The sequence below is a fragment of the Streptomyces sp. NPDC048277 genome (assembly GCF_040652235.1).
GTDB lineage: Bacteria > Actinomycetota > Actinomycetes > Streptomycetales > Streptomycetaceae > Streptomyces.
In genome coordinates, this window is the sequence record NZ_JBEZLQ010000007.1 from 105,258 (window position 1) to 129,885 (window position 24,628).

Annotated in this window: 22 protein-coding genes; 13 read left to right on the plus strand and 9 right to left on the minus strand. The window is 71.4% G+C overall.

The genetic code is table 11. The features are described from left to right. Positions 1 to 63 precede the first annotated feature (63 nt). The 3 genes from AB0D85_RS17650 (at position 64) to AB0D85_RS17660 (ending at position 2,799) form a co-directional block, all read left to right on the plus strand. A complete protein-coding gene (locus AB0D85_RS17650; protein ID WP_362320668.1) occupies positions 64 to 336 on the plus strand; it encodes a hypothetical protein in 273 nt (90 codons plus the stop codon). A 200-nt stretch (positions 337 to 536) separates the two neighbouring features. Further along, the gene (locus AB0D85_RS17655; RefSeq protein WP_362320671.1) at positions 537 to 1,682 is read left to right on the plus strand and encodes an SPFH domain-containing protein; all 1,146 of its coding nucleotides are present in this window, start codon (positions 537 to 539) and stop codon (positions 1,680 to 1,682) included. 34 nt (positions 1,683 to 1,716) lie between these two features. After that, positions 1,717 to 2,799: a hypothetical protein gene (locus tag AB0D85_RS17660; RefSeq protein ID WP_362320674.1), complete on the plus strand. Its 1,083-nt coding sequence runs from the start codon at positions 1,717 to 1,719 to the stop codon at positions 2,797 to 2,799. A 6-nt stretch (positions 2,800 to 2,805) separates the two neighbouring features. Here the strand turns inward: AB0D85_RS17660 and AB0D85_RS17665 are convergent, their stop codons facing one another. Continuing rightward, complete coding sequence (locus tag AB0D85_RS17665) at positions 2,806 to 6,147, minus strand: S41 family peptidase (RefSeq protein WP_362320677.1); 3,342 nt, start codon at positions 6,145 to 6,147, stop codon at positions 2,806 to 2,808. Between the two features lie 168 nt (positions 6,148 to 6,315). Between AB0D85_RS17665 and AB0D85_RS17670 the strand changes: the two genes are divergently transcribed. From AB0D85_RS17670 to AB0D85_RS17685, 4 genes are all read left to right on the plus strand, one after another. Next, positions 6,316 to 6,915: a TetR/AcrR family transcriptional regulator gene (locus tag AB0D85_RS17670; protein ID WP_362320680.1), complete on the plus strand. Its 600-nt coding sequence runs from the start codon at positions 6,316 to 6,318 to the stop codon at positions 6,913 to 6,915. 124 nt (positions 6,916 to 7,039) lie between these two features. Continuing rightward, positions 7,040 to 9,250, plus strand: coding sequence for an MMPL family transporter (locus AB0D85_RS17675; protein WP_362320682.1), 2,211 nt, complete (start codon positions 7,040 to 7,042; stop codon positions 9,248 to 9,250). 130 nt (positions 9,251 to 9,380) lie between these two features. Then, positions 9,381 to 9,899: a YbaK/EbsC family protein gene (locus AB0D85_RS17680; RefSeq protein ID WP_362320685.1), complete on the plus strand. Its 519-nt coding sequence runs from the start codon at positions 9,381 to 9,383 to the stop codon at positions 9,897 to 9,899. Beyond that, positions 9,896 to 10,741 carry a DMT family transporter gene (locus tag AB0D85_RS17685; RefSeq protein ID WP_362320688.1) on the plus strand — a complete coding sequence of 282 codons (846 nt, stop codon included), beginning with the start codon at positions 9,896 to 9,898 and terminating at the stop codon, positions 10,739 to 10,741. Before AB0D85_RS17680 ends, AB0D85_RS17685 begins: the two co-directional genes overlap by 4 nt. Positions 10,742 to 10,949: 208 nt before the next feature. Here the strand turns inward: AB0D85_RS17685 and AB0D85_RS17690 are convergent, their stop codons facing one another. Further along, entirely contained in the window at positions 10,950 to 12,170 is a 1,221-nt protein-coding gene (locus tag AB0D85_RS17690) for a transposase (RefSeq protein WP_362320691.1), read from the minus strand. Then, positions 12,167 to 12,595: an IS200/IS605 family transposase gene (tnpA, locus tag AB0D85_RS17695; protein ID WP_362321346.1), complete on the minus strand. Its 429-nt coding sequence runs from the start codon at positions 12,593 to 12,595 to the stop codon at positions 12,167 to 12,169. Before tnpA ends, AB0D85_RS17690 begins: the two co-directional genes overlap by 4 nt. 156 nt (positions 12,596 to 12,751) lie before the next feature. Between tnpA and AB0D85_RS17700 the strand changes: the two genes are divergently transcribed. The 5 genes from AB0D85_RS17700 to AB0D85_RS17720 all read left to right on the plus strand — a co-directional run bounded on the left by AB0D85_RS17700 (position 12,752) and on the right by AB0D85_RS17720 (position 19,151). Beyond that, positions 12,752 to 13,693: an ABC transporter ATP-binding protein gene (locus AB0D85_RS17700; protein WP_362320694.1), complete on the plus strand. Its 942-nt coding sequence runs from the start codon at positions 12,752 to 12,754 to the stop codon at positions 13,691 to 13,693. Beyond that, positions 13,690 to 15,048 carry an ABC transporter permease gene (locus tag AB0D85_RS17705; protein WP_362320697.1) on the plus strand — a complete coding sequence of 453 codons (1,359 nt, stop codon included), beginning with the start codon at positions 13,690 to 13,692 and terminating at the stop codon, positions 15,046 to 15,048. The genes AB0D85_RS17700 and AB0D85_RS17705 overlap by 4 nt, the downstream gene beginning before the upstream one ends. A 13-nt stretch (positions 15,049 to 15,061) precedes the next feature. Continuing rightward, the gene (locus tag AB0D85_RS17710; protein ID WP_362320701.1) at positions 15,062 to 17,815 is read left to right on the plus strand and encodes an alkaline phosphatase family protein; all 2,754 of its coding nucleotides are present in this window, start codon (positions 15,062 to 15,064) and stop codon (positions 17,813 to 17,815) included. A 134-nt stretch (positions 17,816 to 17,949) separates the two neighbouring features. Then, positions 17,950 to 18,831, plus strand: a complete 882-nt coding sequence (locus AB0D85_RS17715; RefSeq protein WP_362320704.1) for an NAD(P)-dependent oxidoreductase — start codon at positions 17,950 to 17,952, stop codon at positions 18,829 to 18,831. Positions 18,832 to 18,875: 44 nt separating this feature from the next. Next, a complete protein-coding gene (locus AB0D85_RS17720) occupies positions 18,876 to 19,151 on the plus strand; it encodes a DUF1876 domain-containing protein (RefSeq protein ID WP_362320707.1) in 276 nt (91 codons plus the stop codon). Positions 19,152 to 19,201: 50 nt separating this feature from the next. Here AB0D85_RS17720 and AB0D85_RS17725 read toward each other — a convergent pair whose 3' ends face one another. From AB0D85_RS17725 to AB0D85_RS17750, 6 genes are all read right to left on the minus strand, one after another. Continuing rightward, positions 19,202 to 20,371, minus strand: a complete 1,170-nt coding sequence (locus AB0D85_RS17725) for a serine hydrolase domain-containing protein (protein ID WP_362320710.1) — start codon at positions 20,369 to 20,371, stop codon at positions 19,202 to 19,204. A gap of 97 nt (positions 20,372 to 20,468) precedes the next feature. Then, positions 20,469 to 20,915: an organic hydroperoxide resistance protein gene (locus tag AB0D85_RS17730; RefSeq protein ID WP_362320712.1), complete on the minus strand. Its 447-nt coding sequence runs from the start codon at positions 20,913 to 20,915 to the stop codon at positions 20,469 to 20,471. Positions 20,916 to 21,047: 132 nt separating this feature from the next. Then, the gene (locus tag AB0D85_RS17735; RefSeq protein WP_362320715.1) at positions 21,048 to 21,509 is read right to left on the minus strand and encodes a MarR family transcriptional regulator; all 462 of its coding nucleotides are present in this window, start codon (positions 21,507 to 21,509) and stop codon (positions 21,048 to 21,050) included. A gap of 53 nt (positions 21,510 to 21,562) precedes the next feature. Next, positions 21,563 to 22,330 carry an ABC transporter ATP-binding protein gene (locus AB0D85_RS17740; RefSeq protein ID WP_362320718.1) on the minus strand — a complete coding sequence of 256 codons (768 nt, stop codon included), beginning with the start codon at positions 22,328 to 22,330 and terminating at the stop codon, positions 21,563 to 21,565. After that, a complete protein-coding gene (gene cbiQ / locus AB0D85_RS17745; RefSeq protein WP_362320721.1) occupies positions 22,318 to 23,079 on the minus strand; it encodes a cobalt ECF transporter T component CbiQ in 762 nt (253 codons plus the stop codon). Before cbiQ ends, AB0D85_RS17740 begins: the two co-directional genes overlap by 13 nt. A 1-nt stretch (position 23,080) precedes the next feature. After that, positions 23,081 to 24,121: an energy-coupling factor ABC transporter permease gene (locus tag AB0D85_RS17750; RefSeq protein WP_362320724.1), complete on the minus strand. Its 1,041-nt coding sequence runs from the start codon at positions 24,119 to 24,121 to the stop codon at positions 23,081 to 23,083. Between the two features lie 148 nt (positions 24,122 to 24,269). Between AB0D85_RS17750 and AB0D85_RS17755 the strand changes: the two genes are divergently transcribed. Next, positions 24,270 to 24,617 (plus strand): SsgA family sporulation/cell division regulator, encoded by a 348-nt coding sequence (locus tag AB0D85_RS17755; RefSeq protein ID WP_362320727.1) that lies wholly within the window; start codon positions 24,270 to 24,272, stop codon positions 24,615 to 24,617. Positions 24,618 to 24,628: the final 11 nt, after the last annotated feature.

Sequence of the window (24,628 nt, forward strand, 5' to 3'; positions counted from 1 at the left end):
GTGAGTCTGGTCGAGGCCCCACAGAGGGCCGTTTCCCCTCACCCTCCACGGGAGTGAACCCACATGGGTATGAAGGACAAGGCCGGCAAGATGCAGGAACAGGGCAAGCAGAAGACCCGCGAGGCCCAGGAGCAGGCCAAGCAGCGCGGCCAGCAGACGTCCCAGACGTCGCCGACCTCGCAGACGCCGCAGGCGCAACAGCGTGGCCAGCAGGCGCAGCAGCGCGGTCAGCAGGCCCAGCAGCGTGGCCGGCAGACCCAGGAGCGCGGTCGCCAGAACCTGGACGACACCGAGCAGGAGATGCAGGACCGGTTCGACCAGGACTACGACGCGTAGCCGTTGCACCTGGCTCGGCCGAACAGCGTGGGGCGCCCTTCGTCACGGAGGGCGCCCTGCGCCTTTCGGCGCCCACGGGACCTGGCCCCTGCCCGCCCCTGCCCGTGTCCGCGCGGACCGCGACGGGCATACTGTCGGCTGATCGCTTGACGGCGTGAGCGCTTGACCGCCGCGGGGAGTGGGGGATTGTCATGGGGCTGATGGACCGCATCCGCGGTGAGTTCATCGACATCATCGAGTGGACCGACGACGGCCGGGACACCATCGTGTGGCGCTTTCCGCGCTACGGCAACGAGATCAAGATGGGCGCCCGGCTCGTGGTGCGCGAGTCGCAGGTGGCCGTCTTCGTCAACGAGGGCCGGCTGGCCGACGTCTACCAGCCCGGGACGTACACGCTCTCGACCCAGAACATGCCGGTCCTGTCCACGCTGAAGGGCTGGAAGCACGGCTTCGAGTCGCCGTTCAAGGCCGAGGTCTACTTCGTCACCACCCGGCAGTTCACCGACTTCAAGTGGGGCACCCAGAACCCGGTGATCCTGCGGGACGCCGACTTCGGCATGGTCCGGGTCCGCGCCTTCGGCACCTTCGCGGCCAAGGTGGTGGACGCCGCCGCGCTGCTGCGCGAACTGGTCGGCACCGACCCGCAGTTCCGCACCGAGGAGGTCGGCGAGCACCTGCGGCAGCTGATCGTCTCCAAGCTGGGCTCCGCCCTGGGCTCGTCCGGCGTCCCGCTGCTGGACCTCGCCGCCCGGCAGGACGGCATCGGGCAGCAGCTGGCCGAGACCCTGACCCAGGAGCTGGCCGCCACCGGCATCGCCGTGCCCCGGTTCTACATCGAGAACATCAGCGTCCCGCCGGAGGTCGAGGCGGCGATCGACACCCGCTCCCGGATGACGATCGCTGGCAACCTGGACGACTACGCCAAGCTCCAGGCGGCCGACGCGATCCAGACCGCCGCCGCCAACCCCGGCACCGGCGGCGACGCCCTCGGGCTGGGCGTGGGCATGGCGCTGGGCCAGCGCATCGTGCAGAGCACGTCCGGCGCGGCGGCTCCCCAGGTCCCGGCGGCACAGGCCCCGGCGCAGCCCGCCCCCGCCCCCGCTCCCGGCTCCTCCGACGTGCCGCCGCCGCTGCCCACCGCGCCCCGCTGGTTCATCGCGGTCGGCGGACAGCAGCAGGGCCCGTACGACGAGAGCGCGCTGGCCGGGCAGGTGGCGGCCGGCAACCTGACCCGTACCACGCTGGTCTGGCGCAGCGGGCAGGCCGCCTGGCAGCCCGCGGACCGGATCCCGGAACTGACACCGCTGCTCGCCGACGTCCCGCCGCCGCTGCCCCCGCAGGGCTAGGGCCCTTCTGAAGGCCTTCCGAAGGAGAAGTGAGTTGACGGACCACGATGTCGCGCCGGCGCCGGACCGGGCGTTCCAGTGCGAGGCGTGCGGCGGGGTCAGCGAGTACGCGCCCGGGACGTACGCGCTGCGCTGCCCGTACTGCAGGCACGAGCAGGACATCACGCCGATACCCCGGCAGGTGACCGAGCACCCGATCGAGGAGCTGGCCGCGCTGCCCCGCCGGGCATCCGCACCGGACCGGGTGAAGGTGTACACCTGCCCCGGCTGCCACGCGGTGACCGAGAGCGACACGCTCAGCGACAAGTGCCAGTTCTGCGGGACCCCGCTGGTCGCGGACGCCTCCGGCACCGAGCGCGTGGTACCCGAGGCGGTACTGCCCTTCGGGGTGGGCCGCGAGCAGGCCCGGGACGCGCTGGCGAAGTGGACCAGGTCCCGCTGGTTCGCGCCGAACGAGCTGAAGAAGGTCACCGAGGCGGAGACCTTCCGGGGCAGCTACCTGCCGCACTGGACCTACGACGCGCAGACCACCACCGAGTACACCGGCGAACGCGGTGAGCACTACTGGGTGGAGGAGGAGGACTCCGAGGGCAACAAGCGGCAGGTCCGGCACACCCGCTGGCACCACACGTCCGGGACGGTCGGCCGGTTCTTCGACGACGTGCTGGTGCCCGGCAGCGGCCAGGTCCCGGTGGAGGAACTGGACAAGCTGGCCCCCTGGCCGCTGGCGGAGACGGTTCCCTACCAGGAGGAGTACCTGGCGGGCTTCCGCACCGTCCGCTACGACGTCGAGCCGGAGACCGGCCTGGAGTCGGCGAAGGCGCGGATGGCGCCGGTGATCCGCGCCGACTGCAAGCGGGACATCGGCGGCGACGAGCAGCGGGTGCACTCGGTCGCCACCCTCTACAGCGGCCTCACCTACAAGCTGGTGCTGCTGCCCGTCTGGTTCCTGACCTACCTCCACGCAGGCAGGGCGTGGCCGGTGATGGTCAACGCCCGTACCGGCGAGGTCATCGGCGAGCGGCCGTACAGCGCGGTGAAGATCACCCTGGCGTCGGTGGGCGGCGCGCTGCTGATCGCCCTGGTGGTGCTGCTCGTGATGATGCTGCGCAACTGAGGGTGCTCAACCGGCCGTCGGCCGTGGCGGCAGCTTCGGGCGGGATCGGTCCGGGGCCTCGCTGTAGTCCGGGGGGATCGCCGCGGGGTGGGTGGTCAGGAGGTCCAGGGCCAGCTGGATCGCGTCGTCCATCTCGACATGGCGGCCCTCCGCCCAGTCCAGCGGGGTGCGCAGGACCTCCACGTCGGGGGCGACACCGTGGTTCTCGACGGACCAGCCGTAGTCCTCGAACCAGGCCGCGTTCATCGGCACCGTGATCACCGTGCCGTCGCCCAGCCGGTGCCGCCCGGTCATGCCGACGACTCCGCCCCAGGTGCGCTGCCCGACCACCGGACCCAGCCTGAGCAGCTTGATCGCGGCCGTGATCATGTCGCCGTCGGAGGAGGTGGCCTCGTCGGTGAGGGCCACGATCGGGCCGCGCGGCGCGTTCGAGGCGTACGACACCGGCTGGGCGTTCCTCGTCAGGTCCCAGCCGAGGATGGTCCGGGTCAGCTTCTCGACGACGAGTTCGCTGATGTGGCCGCCCGCGTTGCCGCGCACGTCGACGATGAGCGCGGGCCGGGAGACCTCCCCGCGCAGGTCGCGGTTGAACTGGGCCCAGCCCGAGCCGCCCATGTCGGGGATGTGCAGATAGCCGCACTTGCCGCCGCTCATCTCCCGTACCACCTCACGGCGTTTGGCCACCCAGTCCTGGTAGCGCAGCGGCCGTTCGTCGGTCAGCGGGAGGACGGCGACCCGGCGCGGCGGCCCCGGCTCGCCCTCGCCCGGGGTGAACGTCAGCTCCACCGTCGTACCGCCCGCCCCCGCGAGCAGCGGATACGGACCGGTCACCGGGTCCACCGGCCGGCCGTCCACGTGCGTGAGCACCGCCCCCTCCCGGATCCCCGTGCCCGCGAGCGGTGAGCGTGCCTTGGAGTCGGAGGAGTCGCCGGGCAGGATCCGCTTGACCGTCCAGCCGCCGTCCCGGTGCACGAGGTTGGCGCCGAGCAGGCCCTGGAGGCGCTGGTAGTGCGGCGGGCCCTCGTTGCGGCGGGCGGGGGTGACATAGGCGTGCGAGGTGCCGAGTTCGCCGAGGACTTCACGGAGGAGGTCGGCGAACTCGTCGGGGGAGGCGATCCGTTCGACCAGCGGGCGGTACTGGTCGAGCACGCCGTCCCAGTCGATACCGCACATCCCGGGGTCCCAGAAGTAGTCGCGGATGAGGCGGCCGGCCTCGGCGTAGGCCTGTCGCCACTCGGCGGGCGGGTCGACCTCGTGCAGGATGCGGCGCAGGTCGATCCAGACGGTCGTGTCACCGTCGCCGGACTCGGTCGACGGAACGGCCCGCAGCTCGCCCTCGTCGACCACGACCAGGCGGCTGGCGTCGCCGCTGACCGTGAACCAGTCGAGGTGGTCGACGAGTTCGGACTTTTTCGCCTTGCTGATGTTGAAGTACTCCAGGGTCGGCCGGCCGCTGGTGTCGGCCGGGTTGGCGAAGGTCTCGCCCAGCGCGCCGGAGATCGGCCAGCGCAGCCAGACCAGACCGCCACCCGCGACCGGGCACAGCGCCGAGTACTTGGAGGCGGTGACCGGGAACGGGGTCACCCGGCTCTCCAGGCCCTCCACCTCGACCGTCACCGCGCCGCCCTCGCCGGGCTCCTCGTCCTCGACGGGGTCCAGGCCGCCCGCCGCCGGGCGCCCGTCCGGGCTGAGGGCGAAGGGGGAGGGGGTCGCCGAGGAGAGCGGGACCAGGTAGGGGCGGCAGCCGAGCGGGAAGGACAGGTCGCCGGTGTGCACGTCGTAGACCGGGTCGAAGCCGCGCCAGGACAGGAACGCGAGGTAGCGGCCGTCGCGGGTGAAGACGGGGTTCTCGTCCTCGAAACGGCCGTTGGTGACGTCGATGACGTGCCGGTCGCTGATGCGGGCCATCTTGATCTGCCGCAGCGTACGGCCGATCCCCGGATGCGACCAGGTCAGCCATGCCCCGTCCGGCGAGAAGGCGAGATCCCGCACCGGACCATTGATCGACTGGATCAGCTCGGTGACCACTGCGTCGGCACGGTCGACGTTGACGGCCTCAACTCCGTCGGCATCGTCAACGTTGACTGCCTCGACGCCCTCGACGCCCTCAACACTCGCCGACTCCTCCGTCACGTCGATCAACAGCAGGCGCCCGTCGTGGGCCGCCACCGCCAGCCGTTCGCCCAGCGGATCCGCCACCAGTTCGAGCACCCGGCCCAGTTGTCCGGAGGCCAGCCGGCGCGGCGGCCGGTCGCCGCTCGCCCGCGGCAGGGAGGCGATCTCGACGGCGTCCTCGCCCCCGGCGTCCGTGACGTACGCGATCTGCCCGGTCGAGCCGAGCATCTCCGGGAGCCGGACCCGTACCCCGGGCGTGTCCGCGATCGTACGGGCCGGGCCGTCGCGGTGGGTGAGCCAGTACAGGCTGCCGCGTACGACGACCGCGCTGGCCCGGCCCGTCTCGTCGACCGAGATGCCGTCGACGTGCTGGGCGGCCGGCACCTGGTAGGGGCGGCGCCCGGCCCGCGGCCCGGACAGCCGCACGTCCAGCCTGCGCGGCGCCGCGTCCGGGCCGAGGTCGTCGACGAGCCAGAGGTCGCCCGCGCACTGGTACACCACGCGCGTGCCGTCGCTGGAGGCGTGCCGGGCGTAGAAGGCGTCGTGGTCGGTGTGCCGGCGCAGGTCGGAGCCGTCGTGGGCGCAGGAGTAGAGGTTGCCGACGCCCTCGTGGTCGGAGAGGAAGGCGATCCGGCCGCCGACGAACATCGGGGAGTGCAGATGGCCGCCGATGCCGTCGAGCAGCCGCTGCCCGTGCAGCCACAGCCGGCCCATGGCGCCGCCCCGGTAGCGCTTCCAGCCGGCCGGCTCGTGCGGCGGGGTGCCGGTGAGCAGCAGGGTCCTGCGCTCGCCGTCGATGTCGGCGACCTGGATGTCGGAGACCGGGCCCCAGGGCAGTTTGCGGCCCGGGTCGCCGTCGGGGGAGACCTTGTAGGCCCAGGTGAAGTAGGAGAACGGCTGCCCGTGCGAGGCGACCGCGAGGATGTCCGCGTTGCCTTCCCCGTCGGGGGGAGTCCACCCGCACACCTGGGTGTCGGCGCTGCCCCAGTACGTCAGCTGCCGGCCGGGCCCGCCGTCCACGTCGACCAGGTGGATCTCGGGCACCAGGCTGCGCCAGCTCGTGTACGCGAGCCGGCGGCCGTCGGGCGAGAAGCGCGGATGCCCCACCTTGGTGCGGTCGACGGTGAGCCGCCAGGCGCGGCCCGGGGCGTCGAGCGAGGTCAGCCAGAGGTCGTCCTCGGCCACGAAGCACAACAGGTCGCCGTTGAGATGCGGCAGGCGCAGATAGCTCACCTCCCCATGCTTTTCCGGGCACAGTGGCCCAGCAACTCGTGGGAGCGTGCGGATCGAGCGGACACGTGAGACAACCCACGTACGAAACGGTTTCGTTTCTATAGATCTCAGGGTATGTTCATGGTGTACGCGGGAAGAAGCCGTACGGAGCAGAGGAGGGTGAGAGGCATGGCTGAGGTCGCGACCGCGCGTCGCAGTCGGATCACGCCCGAGCGTGAGGCCGAGCTGTACGAGGCCGTGCTCGAACTGCTCCGTGAGGTCGGCTACGACGCCCTCACCATGGACGCCGTCGCCGCCCGCACCAAGTCCAGCAAGGCCACCCTCTACCGCCAGTGGGGCGGCAAGGCCGAACTGGTCGCCAAGGCGGTGCGGCAGAACAAGCCCGGCGGCTTCGGGAACATCGACACCGGTTCGCTCCGGGGTGACCTGCACGCCCTCACCATGCACTCGGACGACTGCCAGATGGAGCAGAACTCCGCGCTCATGCGAGGGCTCGCCATGGCGATCCACGGAAACCCGGATCTCCTGACGGCGTTCAAGGAGCATCTGATCGAGCCCGAGATGGCCGAGTTCCGCCGTGTGCTGGAGCGTGCGATCGCCCGGGGCGAGGTCCATGCGGACAACCCGGCGCTCAACTACGTGATGCACATGATGATCGGTGGGTTCGCCGCGCGGTCGCTGATCGACGAGCAGCCGCCCACCCAGGCCTTCCTCCTGTCGTACATCGACGCCGTGGTGCTCCCCGCACTCGGCGTGTCCGCCGGCTGACCCTTCCCCGCAGCCTGCCCACCTGACGCCTCCGCTCACGTCGTCGGGCCGATCACCCCTGCCACCCACCGGGTTGATCACCCCTGCCCTGAACACCCCACGACCTGACCGGGAGTACGCCCTCGTGGCCACGTTCCTCTACAAACTGGGCCGGCTCGCCTTTCGGCGACGGCACTTCGTCGCCCTCATATGGGTGGCGCTGCTGACCCTGGCGGGTGTCGGCGCGGCCAGTGCCCCCGCCGCGGGCTCCACGTCCTTCTCGATCCCCGGTACGGAGGCGCAGAAGGCCTTCGACCTGCTGGACCAGCGCTTCCCCGGCTCCAGCTCCGACGGCGCCACCGCGCGGGTCGTCTTCAAGGCCCCGGCGGGCGAGAAGATCTCCGACACGCTCAACAAGGCGACCGTCGAGAAGACCGTGAAGGAGCTGGCCGACGGCTCCGAGGTCACCTCCGTCGCCGACCCGTTCAAGACGAAGGCCGTCAGCAAGGACGGCACCATCGCCTACGCGTCGGTGCGCTACGACGTCTCCGGCATGGAGCTCAAGGACTCCTCCCGCAATGCGCTGGAGGCGGCCGGGCACGACGCCCAGAAGGCCGGGCTGACCGTCGAGATCGGCGGTGACGCCCTGCAGGCCGGGGCCGACCCGGGGGCGGCCGGCGAGGTCGTCGGCCTCGCCATCGCCGCCGTCGTGCTCGTCATCACCCTGGGCTCGCTGGTCGCGGCCGGACTGCCGCTGCTGACGGCGATCATCGGCGTCGGCATCGGCGTCTCCACCATCACCGCGCTCGCCAAGGCGCTCGACCTCGGCGACACCACGTCCACGCTGGCGCTGATGATCGGTCTGGCGGTCGGCATCGACTACGCGCTGTTCATCGTCTCCCGCTACCGCGGCGAGCTGGCCGAGGGCCGCGACCGCGAGGAGGCGGTCGGCCGCGCGGCCGGTACCGCCGGCTCCGCGGTGGTCTTCGCGGGCCTCACGGTCGTCATCGCGCTGGCGGGCCTGTCCGTCGTCGGCGTCCCGATGCTCACCAAGATGGGCCTCGCCGCGGCCGGCACGGTCGTCGTCTCCGTCCTGATCGCGCTGACCTTGATCCCGGCCCTGCTCGGCTACGCGGGCAGGCGGGTCAAGGCGGTCGGCGAGAAGCGCCGCAAGAGCGACACGGGCGCTGCGGCCAAGCCCGGTCTGGGCGAGCGCTGGGCGAGCTTCGTCGTCCGCCGCCCGGCCGCCGTACTGCTGCTCGGCGTGGTCGGCCTCGGCGCCGTCGCCCTCCCGGCCTCCCAGCTGGAGCTCGGCCTGCCCGACGACGGCTCGCAGCCCACGTCCACCACCCAGCGCCGCGCCTACGACCTCCTCTCGGACGGCTTCGGCCCCGGCTTCAACGGCCCGCTGGTGATCGTGGTCGACGCCAAGAGCAGCGCCGACCCGAAGGCCGCGGCCACCACGGTCACCGACGGCATCAAGGACCTCAAGGACGTCGCCTCCGTCAGCCCTGCGTTCTTCAACAAGGCCGGCGACACCGCGACGATCACCGTGGTCCCGTCGTCCAAGCCGTCCTCCGTCCGCACCGAGGACCTGGTGCACGCCATCCGCGACGAGGGCACCCAGGTCACGGCGGACACCGACGCGCGGGTCCTGGTCACCGGCACCACCGCGATGAACATCGACTTCTCGCAGAAGCTCAACGACGCGCTGGTCCCGTACCTGGCGCTGGTCGTCGGCCTCGCCTTCCTCCTCCTGATCGCGGTCTTCCGCTCCGTCCTGGTCCCGCTGAAGGCGGCCCTCGGCTTCCTGCTCAGCGTGCTCGCCGCGCTCGGCGCCGTCGTCGCGGTCTTCCAGTGGGGCTGGCTCGGCGGTCTGCTCGGCGTCGAGCAGACCGGCCCGATCATGTCGATGATGCCGATCTTCATGGTGGGCGTGGTCTTCGGTCTCGCCATGGACTACGAGGTGTTCCTCGTGACCCGGATGCGGGAGGCGTACGTCCACGGCGAGACGCCCGGCCAGGCCGTGGTGACCGGCTTCCGGCACAGCGCCCGCGTGGTCGGCGCCGCCGCGATCATCATGATGTCCGTCTTCGGAGGCTTCATCACCGCCAGCGAGTCGATGATCAAGATGATCGGCTTCGGCCTCGCCATCGCCGTCTTCTTCGACGCGTTCGTCGTCCGCATGGCGATCGTCCCGGCGGTGCTCGCCCTGCTCGGCAGGAGCGCCTGGTGGCTGCCGAAGTGGCTGGACTGCGTGCTGCCCAACGTCGACGTCGAGGGCGAGGGCCTGCGCACCGCGTCCGACCGGGCGGCCGGCAGCGACGACGAGGACCGGGAACTGGTCCGCGCCTGACGCACGGCGCACGACAGACGGCCGGTGAGGGTCCGTGGGGACGGGGCGCCCTCACCGGCTTCCTCGTACGGGGCGGCGGGCAGGGCGTTAACCACTCGCCGCCCCCGCCCCGCTTGGCTAGCGTGCCCCCATGACGACAGCCGCCACTGACGCCGATGCCCAGGGCTCCGGAGCCCACCCTCGTTTCGCCGCCGCCCTGGAGGAGCTGGGGCTGGGGGAACTGACCTCCCGGATCCGCCGCTTCCCGGACGCGACCCGTACCGCGGCCGAGGCCGCCGCGGCGGTCGGGTGCGAACTGAGCGAGATCTGCAAGTCGCTGATCTTCGCGGCCGACGGGGTGCCGGTGCTGGTGCTGATGGACGGCGCCTCCCGGGTCGACGTGGACCTGGTCCGCAAGGAGCTCGGCGCCGCGAAGGTGACGAGGGCCAAGGCGGACGTCGTCCGCGAGACGACCGGGTACGCCATCGGCGGCGTACCGCCCTTCGGGCACCGCACCCGCACCCGCGTCCTCGCCGACCGGGCGCTGCTCCGCCACGACGTGGTGTGGGCCGCCGCCGGCAACCCCCACGCCGTCTTCCCGATCGCCCCCGCCGCCCTGGTCGAACACGCCGGCGCCACCGTCGTGGACGTGCGCGAGCCCACCGCGTGACCCCTGCCGTCACCACGGCCGTCCTGCTCGCCGCGGTCACGCACGCGTCCTGGAACGCGATCGCCCACCGGATCACCGACAAACTCGTCGGCTCCTCCCTGATCGCCGCCGGAGGAGTGCTGATCGGGCTGGTGCTGATGCCGTTCGCCGCGGTCCCGGCGGCCGGCGCATGGCCGTACCTGATCGCCTCGTCCGTCGTCCATGTCGCGTACTTCGCGCTGCTGATGCTCTCCTTCCGGCTCGGCGACTTCGGGCAGGCGTACCCGATCGCGCGCGGCACCGCGCCCCTGCTGGTCACGCTGTTCGCCGCCGTGTTCGCGCACGAGGTGCCGGACGCCCCGGCGGCCGCGGGGATCGCCGTGTCCTGCGCCGGGCTCACCGGGGTCGCACTGTGGGGGCTGCGCGGCCGCAGGCCCGACTGGGCGGCGATCGGGGCCGCCCTCGCCACGGGCCTGTCGATCGCCGCGTACACCGTCATCGACGGCCTCGGGGTACGGGCCTCCGGCTCCTCCGTCGGCTACATCGCCTGGCTGATGGCCCTCCAGGGCCTGGTGATCCCCGCGTACGCCCTCCACCGCAGACGCGGCGAACTGCTCACCGCCGCCCGCCCGTTCGCCGTGCTGGGACTGTTCGGCGCCGTGCTGTCCGTGTTCGCCTACGGGCTGGTCCTCTGGGCCCAGACCCGCGCCGAACTCGCACCGGTCGCGGCCCTGCGCGAATCGTCGGTCATCGTCGGCGCGGCCATCGGCGCCGTCTTCTTCAAGGAGCGGTTCGGGGCGCCCAGGGTCGCGGCGGCCGGGTTGCTGGTCGTTGGGATCGGGCTGATACTGCACGCCGGTTAGCCGAGCCTTCCCGGTGCATTCGGGTGCTGCCCGGGTTCGGCCGGAATTCGTCTCCCCCTCGAACGACTTGCCGTTGCTTTGACGAACCGTTCGGCGGGCGTTCAGCCATTCGTCTGTGGCTGGGTTGTGTGTCGTCCATAGGGTCCCTGCGGATTGATTGCGGAAGAAGGGACTCGTGACTCCACCCACGCGTAAACGCGCGGGCTTCCTACGGTCGTGGCCAGGCCACGTCGCAGAGGACCAGCCCGGCCCTGTTGAGGACGTTCGTCGCGCCGACGTGGTCCGCGTTCGCCGCGAACCTGCACGCCGCGCATTCGAACTTCGCTTGGCTGACGCGGTTCTCCTTCGCGACATGCCCGCAGGACGGGCACGTGCGGGAGGTGTTGCGCGCGTTCACCGCGACCACGAGACGACCGGCACTCTCAGCCTTGTTCGCCAGGATCGTGAGGAACTGCGCCCAACCCGCATCGAGGATACTGCGGTTGAGTCCGGCTTTCGCGGCAGCGCCGTTCGGCAGGAAGCTGCCGGGCTGCTCGGGTTCGTTTTTGGGTGCGGGGGCTTTGACCGTGCCCGCCGTGTTGAGCTGTTCGTGCGCGATGACGTCGTGGTCGGCGATGAGTGCACGGGCTGTCTTGTGGTGGAAATCGGCGCGCTGCCGCCGGATCTTGGCGTGCAGTTCGGCGACCTTCCGGGCCGCAGCGCGGTGCTTCTTGGTGCGCTGCAGGGTCCGCTTGGGGAATGTCGCAAGGTGCCGCTGAGCCTCGGCCAGTTCCTCGGCCATCGCGTCGAGGAAGCGGGGGTTCGCGATGTGCTCGCCGCCGGAGGTGGTCAAGAAGTGGGTGACGCCCATGTCGATGCCGACCACCGCGCCGGTGAGCGGCAGTTCCTCGGCGGGGACGTCGTCGCAGGACAGCACGGCGTACCAGCGGCGCCCCTCACGCTTCACCGAGATCGTCTTGACACGGCCCTGGACGGGCCTGTGCCGGTGCACGCGGATGTGCCCGATGCCCTGGAGGCGGACGCGGGTGACGTTGTCGTAGGGCGTGGAGTCCCAGCGGCAGCCGTCGCCGTCCTTGGGGAAGACGACGGTGTCGAAGTGCCCGACGCCCTTGAACCTGGGGTAGCCCGGCGTGAGACCAGCCTTGACGCGGCGGAAGAACCCTTGGAATGCCTTGTCGAGGCGGCGCAGGGTGGCTTGCTGGGAGGAGAACGACCAGCGGCCCTGACGCTCGGGGTCGAATGCACGGATGCCCTTGAGCTGGGCGGACTGGTCACCGTAGCGGACGGTGGTCTTCGAGGTGTGCTGGTAGGCGTCCCGGCGCTCCTGAAGGGCGCCGTTGTAGAGCGAGCAGTGATCCCGCAGCATCTCACCCAGCGCGACGGCCTGACGGGCGGTGGGGCGCAGGAGGAACCTGTACGCCCGGATCATGAGTCGTTCCCCGCCTGCTTCTTCCCGGGGAGTTCCCACTGGGTGTGGATGTACCTCTCCACTACCGCCGCCGACACCGCGCCGGCCGACGCCGCGAAGTACGACGACGACCACAGCGTGGGCATCCGCGACTTCAGGTGCGGGAACTCCTCGCGCAGCACGCGGGAGGTGAAGCCCTTGAACTGGTTCGCGACGTACGAGGCCGAAGATTTCGGGTCATGTTTGACGAACAGGTGGACGTGGTCGGGCGTGACTTCGAGCGTCACGATCTCCCAACCCCGTTCGTCGGCCTTCTGTCGGATCAGTTCGTCCAGGCGTTCCGCGACCCGTCCACCGAGTACCGGGCGGCGGTACTTCGGGCACCACACGACGTGGAGGCCGAGGTTGTACACGCCGCCGGAGAATCGGCGAACCTTCCTGGTCACGGTCACGTGATCACTATATACACGCGACAAGTCTAGTGCGTCGGAAAGGCGGTACAGGGTGAACAGTGCAAATCCGTGCACTCAGTTGAGGTCAAGGCAGCCCGGAGGAGTCATTCCCCACCCCGCTAAAATGGGGCGTCCCCTGGCTAGGTTCTGATGGACACACTCCACGCAGTCCGGGCCCGCGGGATCACCAAGTGCTTCGGCGACGTCGTCGCGCTCGACGGCGTCGACCTGGATGTGACGCAAGGTCAGATCCACGGCCTGGTCGGACCCAACGGCGCCGGAAAGACGACACTACTGGGCCTTCTCCTGGGGCTGGCCGTCGCCGACGGCGGTCGGCTCGAGATCCTCGGCACCCCCGTCGAACGGGCGCTCGCCGCTCCCGACGGCGTCGCCGGCTTCGTGGACGCGCCCGGTCTCTACCCCTCGCTCACCGCCCGGCAGAATCTGGCCGCGCTGGCCACGCTCCGCGGCCTCGACGCGGGGACCGCCGGCATCGACGACGTGCTCGGCGAGGTCGGGCTCACCGCTGTCGCCGACGACAAGACCCGCGGCTTCTCCCTCGGCATGCGCCAACGGCTCGGGCTCGCCGCCGCCCTGCTCACCCGGCCCCGGCTGCTCGTGCTCGACGAGCCCGCCAACGGCCTCGACCCGGCCGGCAAGAGACATGTGCACGGTGTCCTCACCCGGCTCGCCGCGGACGGAACCGGCGTGGTGCTCTCCAGCCACCGTATGGACGACCTGGAGGCACTGTGCTCCGAGGTCACCATCCTCGCCACCGGACGCGTCGTGTTCTCCGGCCCGCTGAACAAACTGGCCGCCGAGAACCGCGAACTCGACTACCGGCTGCGCACCTCCGACCCCGAGGCCGCGCGCGGGCTGGCCGCGGACACGGACGGCATCCGGATCGTCGACGACACCGGACTGCGGCAGGACCCGGACGTGGTCGTCGTACGCGCCCTGGTGCCCGCCCTCGACGAACTCGTCGCGAAGGTCGTCCGGGCGGACGTGGCGGTGCGTGAACTCGCCCCCGTCGTGTCGCCGCTGGAGGCCGCGTTCCTCGCCCTCACCGAGCAGCAGGAGGCCGGCCGATGACCGTCGCCGAACAGGCCGTCATGACCGAACCCACCCCCGCCGTCCGCCGTGTCCCGGTGTCGCGCGGCTACCGGTTCGAACTGGTCAAGCTGGTCTCGCAGTGGCGGATCCGGCTGCTGGTCCTCGCCTGCTGGATCGCGCCGGGGCTCTTCGTCGCCGGGGTGAGCCAGCAGAGCACGCTGCCCGCGGACACGCTGTTCGGGCGCTGGATGCACGCGACGGGCTGGGCCGGACCGCTGGTGATGCTCGGCTTCGCGGGCACCTGGGCGCTGCCGCTGCTGACGTCGGTGGTGGCCGGTGACGTGTTCGCCTCCGAGGACCGGCTCGGCACCTGGCGCCACCTGCTGGTGGCGGTCCGTTCGCCCGCGCGGATCTTCGTGGCGAAGACGCTGGCCAGCCTCACCGTCATCCTGCTGCTGGTGGCCGGGCTGGCCGTCTCCAGCACGGCCGGCGGACTGGCGTCCGTCGGCAACCAGCCCCTGGTCGGCCTCGACGGCCACCTGGTGTCGCCCGGCGACGCGGCCGTACGGGTCCTGCTCTCCTGGGCCGCGGCCCTCGCCCCGACCCTCGCCCTCGCCGCGATCGGGCTGCTCGGCTCGGTCGCGCTGGGCCGCTCCCCGATGGGCCTGCTGCTGCCCCCGGTGGTCGCGCTCGCGATGTCGGTCGCCCAGATGCTGCCGCTGCCCGTCGCCGTGCGCCTGGCCCTGCCCGGCTACGCCTTCATCTCCTGGAACGGCCTGTTCACCGCCCCGGCCCAGCTCGCCCCGCTGCTGATCGGCGTCGCGGTCAGCCTGGTGTGGGCCGCGCTCGCGACCGTACTGGCCTATGCGCTGTTCGTACGGCGGGACTTCACCAACCCGGCCTACGACGGCAACGGGCGCCGCGCGCTCACCGTCGGGCTGCTGCCGCTGGCCGCACTGACCGCCGTGACCGTGGGCGCGGTCGCCGTGGCCACCCCCTCGACCGGCTCCGGGATCGACCAGGGCAAGGTCCAGCGCTCCCTCGCCACCGCCTTCGCCCACCTCTACCGGCTGCAGACCCGCCAGCTCCACCGTCCCGCCGTCACCGAGGCCCGGCTGCGGACCTCGGCGGCGTGCACCAAGAGCGACGGCCAGGCCGCCCAGGAAGGGGCGGGCAACGACTGGCGGTGTGTCGTCAGCTGGCATCTGCCCGGTGTCGCGGTCGCGGGGACGGCGATCTATCAGCTCGACATCACCTCGGACGGGCGGTTCGTGGCCGACGGCGACGGTCCGAAGGAAGTCAACGGCTACTTCCTCGTCAGGACCCCGACCGGAGACGCCCCGAATCCGCTGTGGCAGTTCGACGGGAACGTCGAACTGCTCGACACCCAGTGAAGGGAACAGTTCCGTGCAGGTAACCCGCCAGCGTCGGATCAACCAGAAGAGACAGATCAACCTGTTCGGCAGGAACGTCGGCCGCCGGACCCTGCTGGTGACGACCGGCATCGCCGTCGCCCTCGGCGTCACGGGCACCGCGGTCGCCTCCACCTACCAGTTCGGCACCCAGCAGGTCGCCCAGGTCACCGCCAACGGCCAGGTCGTCTCCGCCGACCAGTACATCAACCCCTACGGCAGCCGCACCGTCATCAACGACGGCAAGATCATGTCGTCGGCGGTCAGCCCGGACGGCACCCACCTCGCGGCCTCCATCGCCGACGGCGACGCCTCCCTCGTCGTCATGGACCTGAGCACCGGTCAGGTCAAGCAGAAGGTCGGCACCAACGCGGCGGACGACCTGCGCATCAGCAGCGGCGCCGTCGGCCAGGAAGGCCCGACGTACTCGCCCGACGGCAAGCAGCTGTGGCTGGGCCAGGCGAACGGCTACACCAAGTTCACCGTCAACGCGGACGGCACTCTCTCCACCCCGACGGCCGTACCGATCGCGGCCGACGGCACCAAGCAGGCCCTGGTGGGCGCGGCCGTGTTCTCCGCGGACGGCTCCACCGTGTACTCCGCGGTCAACGGCGAGAACAAGGTGGTCGCCATAGACGCGGCGACCGGCACGATCAAGCAGACCTGGGCTGTCGGCAACGCCCCGCGCGGCATCGCCCTGGTCGGCGGCAAGCTCTACGTCAGCAACGAGGGCGGGCGCCCGGCCAAGGCCGGCGACACCACCATCAACTCGTACGGCACCGACGTCGTCGCGAACCCGAAGACCGGCGCCAGCACCACCGGCACGGTCAGCGTCATCGACACCACGGACGCGTCCGCCGCCGTCGGCACCATCGACGTCGGTCTGCACCCGACCGCCGTGTACGCGAGCAAGGGCGCGGTGTTCGTCACCAACACCGCCGACAACAGCGTGTCGGTCATCGACAGCCGCAAGGACAGGGTCGTCCAGACCATCGCCACCCAGCCGTGGCCCGAGGCCTCGGTCGGCTACGAGCCCAACGCGGTGACCCTCACCGACGACGGCCGCCTCCTGGTGACCCTCGGCCGCGCCAACGCCGTCGCCGTCTACCGCTACTCCTCGCCGCAGCAGCCGGCCCGCTACGTCGGCCTGCTCCCCACGGACTACTACCCCTCGGGGGTCTTCGCCGACGGCAAGCAGGTGGTCGTCGCCAACACCCGTGGCGTGGACGCCCGCCGCCCCGACGCCGCCGGCCACAACACCCACGACACGACGTCGAGCCTGACGCAGTTCACCCTGCCGAGCGACCTCACCATCAAGGCCCAGACGGCCAAGGTCTTCAAGCAGAACGGCTGGACCCCCGGCTCGGTGAAGACGGCCAAGGGCAGGGGCCACACCACGGCGGTCGCGGTCCCCACGCGGATCGGCGACCCGTCGACGATCAAGCACGTCTTCCTGCTCGTCAAGGAGAACCGGACCTACGACCAGGTCTTCGGCGACCTCCCGCAGGGCAACGGCGACTCCTCGCTCACCCAGTTCGGCGCGAACGTGACGCCCAACCAGCACGCCCTGGCCCAGCAGTTCGGGCTGTACGACAACTTCTACGACATCGGCACCAACTCCGCCGAGGGCCACAACTGGCTGATGCAGTCCGACAACCCGGAGTACACGGAGTCGTCGGCCGGCGAGTACACGCGCAGCTACGACACCGAGGACGACGTCCTCGGCCACCAGAAGTCCGGGTTCATCTGGACGGGTGCCCAGGCGGCCGGCAAGAGCGTCAAGGACTTCGGCGAGTTCCAGTCGCTGGAGACCAAGCCGTCCGGCGCCACCTGGCAGAACCTGTACTGCGACAGCAAGACCATGGCCGCGACCGGGGCCCAGACCCAGTACCCGATCAAGACGGGTTCGGCGATCCCCTCGCTCAACGACGTGTCGGTCCAGGGCTTCCCGCTGTTCGACCTCAACGTCCCGGACATCTACAAAGAGCAGATCTGGAAGCAGGACTTCGAGAAGAACGGTCCGGCGAACCTGAACATGTTCTGGTTCTCCAACGACCACACCGGCGGTCCGGCGAACGCGGCGGCCGAGGTCGCCGACAACGACCTCGCGGTCGGCCGGATGGTCGACGAGATCACCCACAGCAAGTACTGGAAGGACTCGGCGATCTTCGTCGTCGAGGACGACTCCCAGGCCGGCCTCGACCACGTCGACGGCCACCGCGCCCCGGTCCAGGTCATCAGCCCGTACGCCCAGCACGGTGCGGTCGACAACCACTACTACTCGCAGATCACCATGGTCCGCACCATCGAGCAGATCCTCGGGATCCACCCGATGAACCAGCTCGACAGCGCGGCCACCCCGATGTACGGGGCGTTCACGAACAAGGCCGACGACACCCCGTTCACCGCGGTGGCCAACCGGACCTCGCTGACCCTCGGCGTGAGCCCGCAGCCGTCCTGCGGCTCGGACACCCCGGCGGCCCAGGACCCCGAGGCGGCGGCCGCGCCGACGACCGTGTCGGTGCCGGCGGCCGAGAAGACGGTCGCGGCCCAGTGGAAGACCTGGGCGTCGCACCAGCGGCTGACCGGCCCGAACGCCGTTCCGGACTACGCGAACGCCATGCAGATGAACCGCTACACCTGGTACCAGACCCACAACTGGACCAAGGCGTACCCCGGTGACAAGAAGATCTACACACCGAACGACGTCCCGGGCGCCTACCTGCCGACGTCGGAGAACGACGGCTGACCCACGGTCCGTTCCGGTCGGGAACCCCGGGCCGCCGGCCCGGGGTTCCCCGCGTTTTCCGGCCGGATGCCGTGCGCCGCCGGCCGCGCGGTGCGCCAAGCTTGCTGCGGAACGTACGAGGACAGGGAGACGTCATGACCGACAAGCCGACCGTGGGCGTGCTGGGCACCGGCATCATGGGCGCCGCGATGGCCCGCAACCTCCTGAAGGCCGGGCACACCGTCCGCGCCTGGAACCGCACCCGCGCCAAGGCCGAACCCCTCGCCGCCGACGGCGCCCAGGTCACCGACTCCCCGGCCGCGGCCGTCGAGGGCGCCGACATCGTCCTGACGATGCTGTACGACGGCAACACCGCCCTGGAGACCATGCGCGAGGCCGCTCCCGCGCTGCGCCCCGGGACGGTCTGGGCCCAGTCGACCACCGCGGGCCTCGACCAGATCCCCGAACTGGCCGCCTTCGCCCGCGAGCACGGTCTGGTCTTCTACGACGCCCCGGTCCTCGGCACCCGCCAGCCCGCCGAGGCCGGACAGCTCACCGTGCTGGCCGCCGGGCCCGAGCGGGGCCGGGAGACGGTCACGCCCGTCTTCGACGCGGTCGGCGCCCGTACGCTGTGGACCGGCGACGACGGGGCGACGGCCGCCGCGACCCGGCTCAAGCTGGTCGCCAACAGCTGGGTCCTCGCCGCCACGGCGGCCACCGGCGAGGTCGTGGCCCTCGCCCAGGCCCTCGGTGTCGACCCGCAGAACTTCTTCGACATCATCGCGGGCGGTCCGCTCGACATGGGCTACCTGCGGGCCAAGTCCCGGCTGATCCTCGACGGCGCGCTGACCCCGCCGTCCTTCGCGGTGGACACGGCGGAGAAGGACGCCCGGCTGATCGTCGCCGCCGGCGCGAGCCACGGCGTCCGCCTCGACGTCGCGGAGGCGGCTGCCGAACGGTTCGCCCGGGCCGCCGCCCAGGGGCATGCCGACGAGGACATGGCCGCCGCCTACTTCGCCAGCTTCGACAAGGAGTAGACAGGAGGAGCACCCTGGAAGCAGCGATTCCGGAGGTGATCCCCATGATGAAGACCGCTGTGGGATGGCATGTGGAGCTGGAGTTCCAGGAGGACGACACGCACACCCGCGCGGCGGCCCTGGTCCGCCTGCCCGACGGCACCGAGGTGCGCGCCCACGGCCATGCCAGCCGTCACGACTCCGACAACAACCAGCCCAGAGTCGGCGAGGAGATCGCAGGCGCCCGTGCGTTGAACGAACTGGCCATGCAGTTGCTGACCAAGGCGCACGGCGAGATCGACGCGGACTCGGGGCGCCACTCGCATCCGATCAACGTGTGACGGGTGCGCGAGTCAACGTGTGAAGAGCGTCGGCGTGCGGGGCGTCGCGGTCACGACAGCGCCGTGCGTACCGCCCGTACCAGCGCCTGCGCCCGTGGGTCCGCGGTCACGCTCTTGTGGAAGCCGTTGGTGACATAGCCGAAGGAGATGCCCGACTCCGGGTCGGCGAAGCCGAGCGCGCCGCCGCGGCCCGGGTGGCCGAAGGAGGCGGGGGACAGCAGCGGGGAGGCGCTGCCGTGCAGCATGTAGCCGAGCCCGAAGCGGGTGGCGACGACCAGCACCCGGTCCGGCCCCGCCGACTGCTCGGCCCGCGCCAGTTCCATGGTCTCCGGCGTGAACAGGCGGGTGCCGCCGTCGACCTCGCCGATGAGGGAGGCGTAGAACCGGGCCAGGCCGTCGGCGGTGGCGATGCCGTTGGAGGCGGGGAGGGCGGCCGCGCGGTAGCCGGGGTCGTTCTCGTCCGGGAGCGGGCTGATCGCGCCGAACGCCCGGCGGGTCAGCGACCCGGGGTCGGCGTACGCCTCGGAGACGGCGCGCTTGGGCCGGGTCCGCAGCGCGCCGGCGGTCCCGGGCGCCTCGACGGGTCCCACGCGCCCCACGCGCGCCTGCTCCGCCTCCGGCAGCCCCAGCCACAGTTCCGCGCCGACCGGCCCGGCGATCCCGTCCGCGATCCACTCGCCGACGCTCCGCCCGGTCACCCGGCGCACCAGCTCACCGGTCAGCCAGCTGTACGTCTGCGCGTGATAGCCGTGGTCGGTGCCCGGCTCCCACACCGGTGCCTGCGCGGCCACCGCGGCGGCGCCGAGACCGGGGTCGGCGGCTTCGGCGGGCGTGAGCGGCCGGTCCAGCACCGGCACGCCCGCGCGGTGCGCGAGCAGGTGCCGTACCAGTGTCCGTTCCTTGCCGGCCGCCTTGAACTCCGGCCAGTACGCGCCGACCGGGGCGTCCAGGTCCAGCTCCCCGCGCTGCCGCAGAAGCAGCAGTACGGCGGCGGCGACGCCCTTCGTCGCCGAGCGCACGATCTGGGCGGTGTCCCGCTCCCAGGGCGCCGCACCGGCGTCCCCGTCGAAGTCCCGGGCGCCGGCCCACAGGTCGACGACCCGGTGCCCGTCCCGGTAGACGGCCACCGCCGCGCCCCGGTCCCCGAGCACCTCGAAGTTCCGCAGGAACGCTTCCCCGACCGGCTCGAAGCCCTCGGCCACAGTGCCGTGCACGTCCACGTCCGGATCCCTCCACTCGCTCGCGACAGTGAGTGAAACATGGCCGCCAGGGCTCGGATTCCTCGCTACGGCGTGGTCTGCGGCACGTGCTCCGGGCTCAGCCGAGGACGATCGTCACCTCGATGTTCCCGCGCGTCGCGTTCGAGTAGGGGCACACCTCGTGCGCGGCGTCCACCAGCTTCGCCGCGATCTCCGCGTCCAGCACCGGCAGGGAGACGCTGAGGGCGACCGCGAGACCGTAGCCGCGTGTCTTGTTCGGGCCGATACCGACCTTCGCGGCGACGGTGGAGCCGGTCAGGTCGTAGCCCGAGCGGTTGCCGACGAGGATCAGCGCGTTGTGGAAGCAGGCGCTGAAGCCGGCCGCGAACAACTGCTCCGGGTTGGTGCCGTTCCCGTCCCCGCCCAGCTGCGGCGGCATCGCGACCTTGAGGTCGATCTGGCCGTCCTGGCTGGTGACGTACCCGTCCCGGCCGCCGTGCGCGGTCGCCTCGGCGACATACATGATCTTCGTCGGACGGGTGTCGACGGCGGCGCCTTCGATCACGACGGGACCTCCCCCAGGGCGGAAACAGTGGTGGGCAACACAGATGTGTGCAAGCACATCGTGCACAAGGTACCGACCGGTAGGAAGCCCTGGGAGCGGCAGGGGGTGGAAACCGCGGGTAACAGCAGGTGGCTACGCCGGCCGGGAGGCCGCCCCGCCCGCCCGTTCCGCGAGCTCCCGCAGCTCCTCGCGCAGCCGTGCCACCTCCGCGCCGCCGAGCCCCGTCGCGGTGAGCAGGGTGCCGGGTATGTGCGCCGCGCGCGCCCTCAGTTCCTCCGCGCGCCCGGTGCACGCCACGAGCACCGAGCGCTCGTCCCGCTCCGAGCGCTCCCTGCGCACCAGACCCGCCCCCTCCAGCCGCTTGAGCAGGGGCGAGACGGTGCCGTAGTCGAGGCGGAGCGCACCGGCCAGGTCCTTCACCGTGGTCTCGCCGCGCTCCCACAGGACGAGCAGCACGAGGTACTGCGGGTAGGTGAGCCCGAGTTCGTCGAGGAGCGGGCGGTAGGCGGCGGTCACGGCACGCTGCGCGGCGTACAGCGCGAAGCACAGCTGGTCGTCCAGCCGTGGCGATCCCGCGTCCTCTTGATGCGTCACGCGCCCATTGTCCCGGACACGGGGAGGCGCGGGACGGCCGTCACGGAAACGCGTCACACCTCCCCGCGCCCCGCCGTCGCCGCGCGTGGGTCGAAACCGAACGGCAGTTCCAGCCGGTGTGCGCGCATCAGGGCGTCGTCGGAGAGGAGTTCGCCGGTGGGCCCGTCGGCGGCGATCGTGCCGTCGCTCAGGATCAGGGAGCGCGGGCACAGCTCCAGGGCGTACGGCAGGTCGTGCGTGACCATGAGGACCGTGACGTCCAGGGAGCGCAGGATGTCCGCGAGTTCGCGCCGGGAGGCCGGGTCGAGGTTGGAGGAGGGCTCGTCGAGGACGAGGATCTCCGGCTCCATGGCGAGGACGGTCGCCACCGCCACCCGGCGGCGCTGCCCGAACGACAGGTGGTGCGGCGGGCGTTCGGCGAAACCGGCCATGCCGACCCGGTCCAGGGCGGTACGCACGCGTGCGTCGAGTTCGGCGCCCTTCAGCCCGGCCGCCGTCGGTCCGAACGCCACGTCCTCGCGCACCGTCGGCATGAACAACTGGTCGTCCGGGTCCTGGAAGACGATGCCGACCCGGCGCCGGATCTCCGCCATGTGCCGCTTGCCGACCGGCAGTCCGGCCACGGTCACGGTGCCCGTGCCGCCGCTCAGGATGCCGTTGAGGTGCAGCACGAGGGTGGTCTTCCCGGCGCCGTTCGGCCCGAGCAGCGCGACGCGTTCACCGCGCGCGACGCCGAAGTCGACGCCGAACAGGGCCTGGTGCCCGTCCGGGTAGGCGAAGGCGAGGCCGGAGACCTCCAGCGAAGCAGTCACAGGGCCCATCCCAGGAGGCAGACGACGCATGCGGACAGGGGCAGCGCGAGGGCGTACGACCACTGCGCCCGGGAAGCGGTCACCTCGTCGATGACCGGCATCGAACCGGCATATCCCCGGCTCACCATGGCCAGGTGGACGCGCTCCCCGCGCTCGTAGGAGCGGATGAACAGCGCGCCGGCGGACTTGGCGAGCACGCCCCAGTGGCGCACGCCCCGCGCCGCGAACCCACGCGACTCCCGGGCGATCCGCATCCGGCGCATCTCGTCGGTGATGACGTCGCCGTAGCGGATCATGAAGGAGGCGATCTGGACGAGCAGCGGCGGGAGCTTCAGCCGCTGGAGCCCGAGGAGCAGTTCGCGCAGCTCCGTGGTGGCCGCCAGGAGGACGGAGGCGGCGACACCGAGGGTTCCCTTGGCGAGGACGTTCCAGGCGCCCCACAGGCCGTTCACGCTGAGCGAGAGGCCGAGGACATCGACGCGCCCGCCCTCCGCCACGAACGGCATCAGCACCGCGAAGGCGACGAACGGCACCTCGATCAGCAGCCGCTTCAGCAGGAAACCGGCGGGCACGCGCGCGTGCCGGGCGACGAACGCGAGCAGCACGGCGTACAGCGCGAACGCCCACATCGCCTCGCGCGGTGTCGAGACCACGACGACCACGAAGGCGAAGGCCGCGGCGAGCTTGGTGTGCGGCGGGAGCGCGTGCACGGGGGAGTGCGCGTGCCGGTAGAGCCGGTGCGAGTGGCCCGCGCCCATCTCAGGCCGCCCCGGAGGGAGTACGGCGCCTGCGCACCGCCCAGAACACCGCACTGCCCGCGACGACGGTCGCGCCCACCCCGATGACGCCCGCGAGGCCGCCGGAGAGGCGGGCGTCGGAGACGTCCTCGACGCCGTAGTCGGCGAGCGGGGAGCCGGCGGCGGCGTGCTCCTCCGTCTTCGCGTCGATGCCCTGGTCGTGGGCGACCTTCTCCAGGCCGTCGGGATGGGAGGAGGCGTAGAAGCTGACGAAACCGGCGAGCACCAGCGAGGCCGCCAGACCGGTGATCCACAGCGCGCGGCGGGAGGTGCGCGCCGCCACGGGCGCCGTGGGCGCCGCCTGTGACGAGGGCACGTCCACCAGCACGCCGTTCACGCGCAGCTTCAGCCCCTGCCGCAGCCCGCGCGCCCCGTGCACCAGGTCGGGGCGTACGGCGATGACGGCGCCGACCGTGAGCGCGGTGATCGCGGCCTCGCCGACGCCGATGAGGACGTGCACGCCGATCATCGCCGTGGCCACCTTGCCGATGGACACGTCGGTGGTGCCGCCGACGGCGTAGAGGAGGGTGAAGGCGGCGGAGGCGGCCGGGACGGAGAGCAGGGCGGCGACGAAGGACGCGGCGGTCACCGAGCGCCGGGTGCGCGGCAGGACCTTCAGCAGGCCTCGGAAGACGGCGTACGCGACCACGGTGGTCACGATCGCCATGTCGGTGATGTTCACGCCGAGCGCGGTGAGCCCGCCGTCCGCGAAGAGGATGCCCTGCATCAGCAGGACCACGGACACGCACAGGACGCCGGTGCAGGGGCCGACGAGGATCGCGGCGAGCGCACCGCCCAGCAGATGGCCGCTTGTTCCGGCCGCGACGGGGAAGTTGAGCATCTGTACGGCGAAGATGAACGCCGCCACCAGCCCGGCCAGCGGAGCCGTCCGCTCGTCGAGTTCACGGCGGGCGCCACGCAGGCTCAGGGCGAGGGCGCCGGCCGCGACCGCTCCGGTGACCGCGGAGGTGGGGGCGTCTATGAATCCGTCAGGTACATGCACCCGTCGATTTTAGAGTCCTATTGCGAAGCTTTTGCAAGAGCGAGGAAGTATGGAGACGTCTTCAGGCGCATTTCGGAAAATATGGGACATTGGAGAAGAAGCGGATGCGCAACTGTCGCAGGGGTCACGGAGCGTAGAGGGTAGTCCGATGTCTGTAGTCGAGCAGTACGCGCGAGCACACATCGTCACGGACGAGGACGCGCGGGAGGAGCCGCCCGCGGTGCCCGTCGTCCTGCGCTACGACCCCGACGCCGACCCGCGGTCGGTACGGGTCGGGCTGCCCGGGACGGACGAGTGGACGTTCTCGCGCGCGCTGCTGGAGCAGGGCCTCAGGGCGCCGGCCGAGGCCGGTGACGTACGGGTGTGGCCGTTGGGGCGGGTACAGGCCGTGGTGGAGTTCCACTCCGACCACGGCACGTCGGTGGTGCAGTTCGAGTCGAAGGCGCTGCTGCGCTTCCTCAGGCGCACCTACATGGCCACGCCCGTCGCCGGCTGATCCCGCGCTCC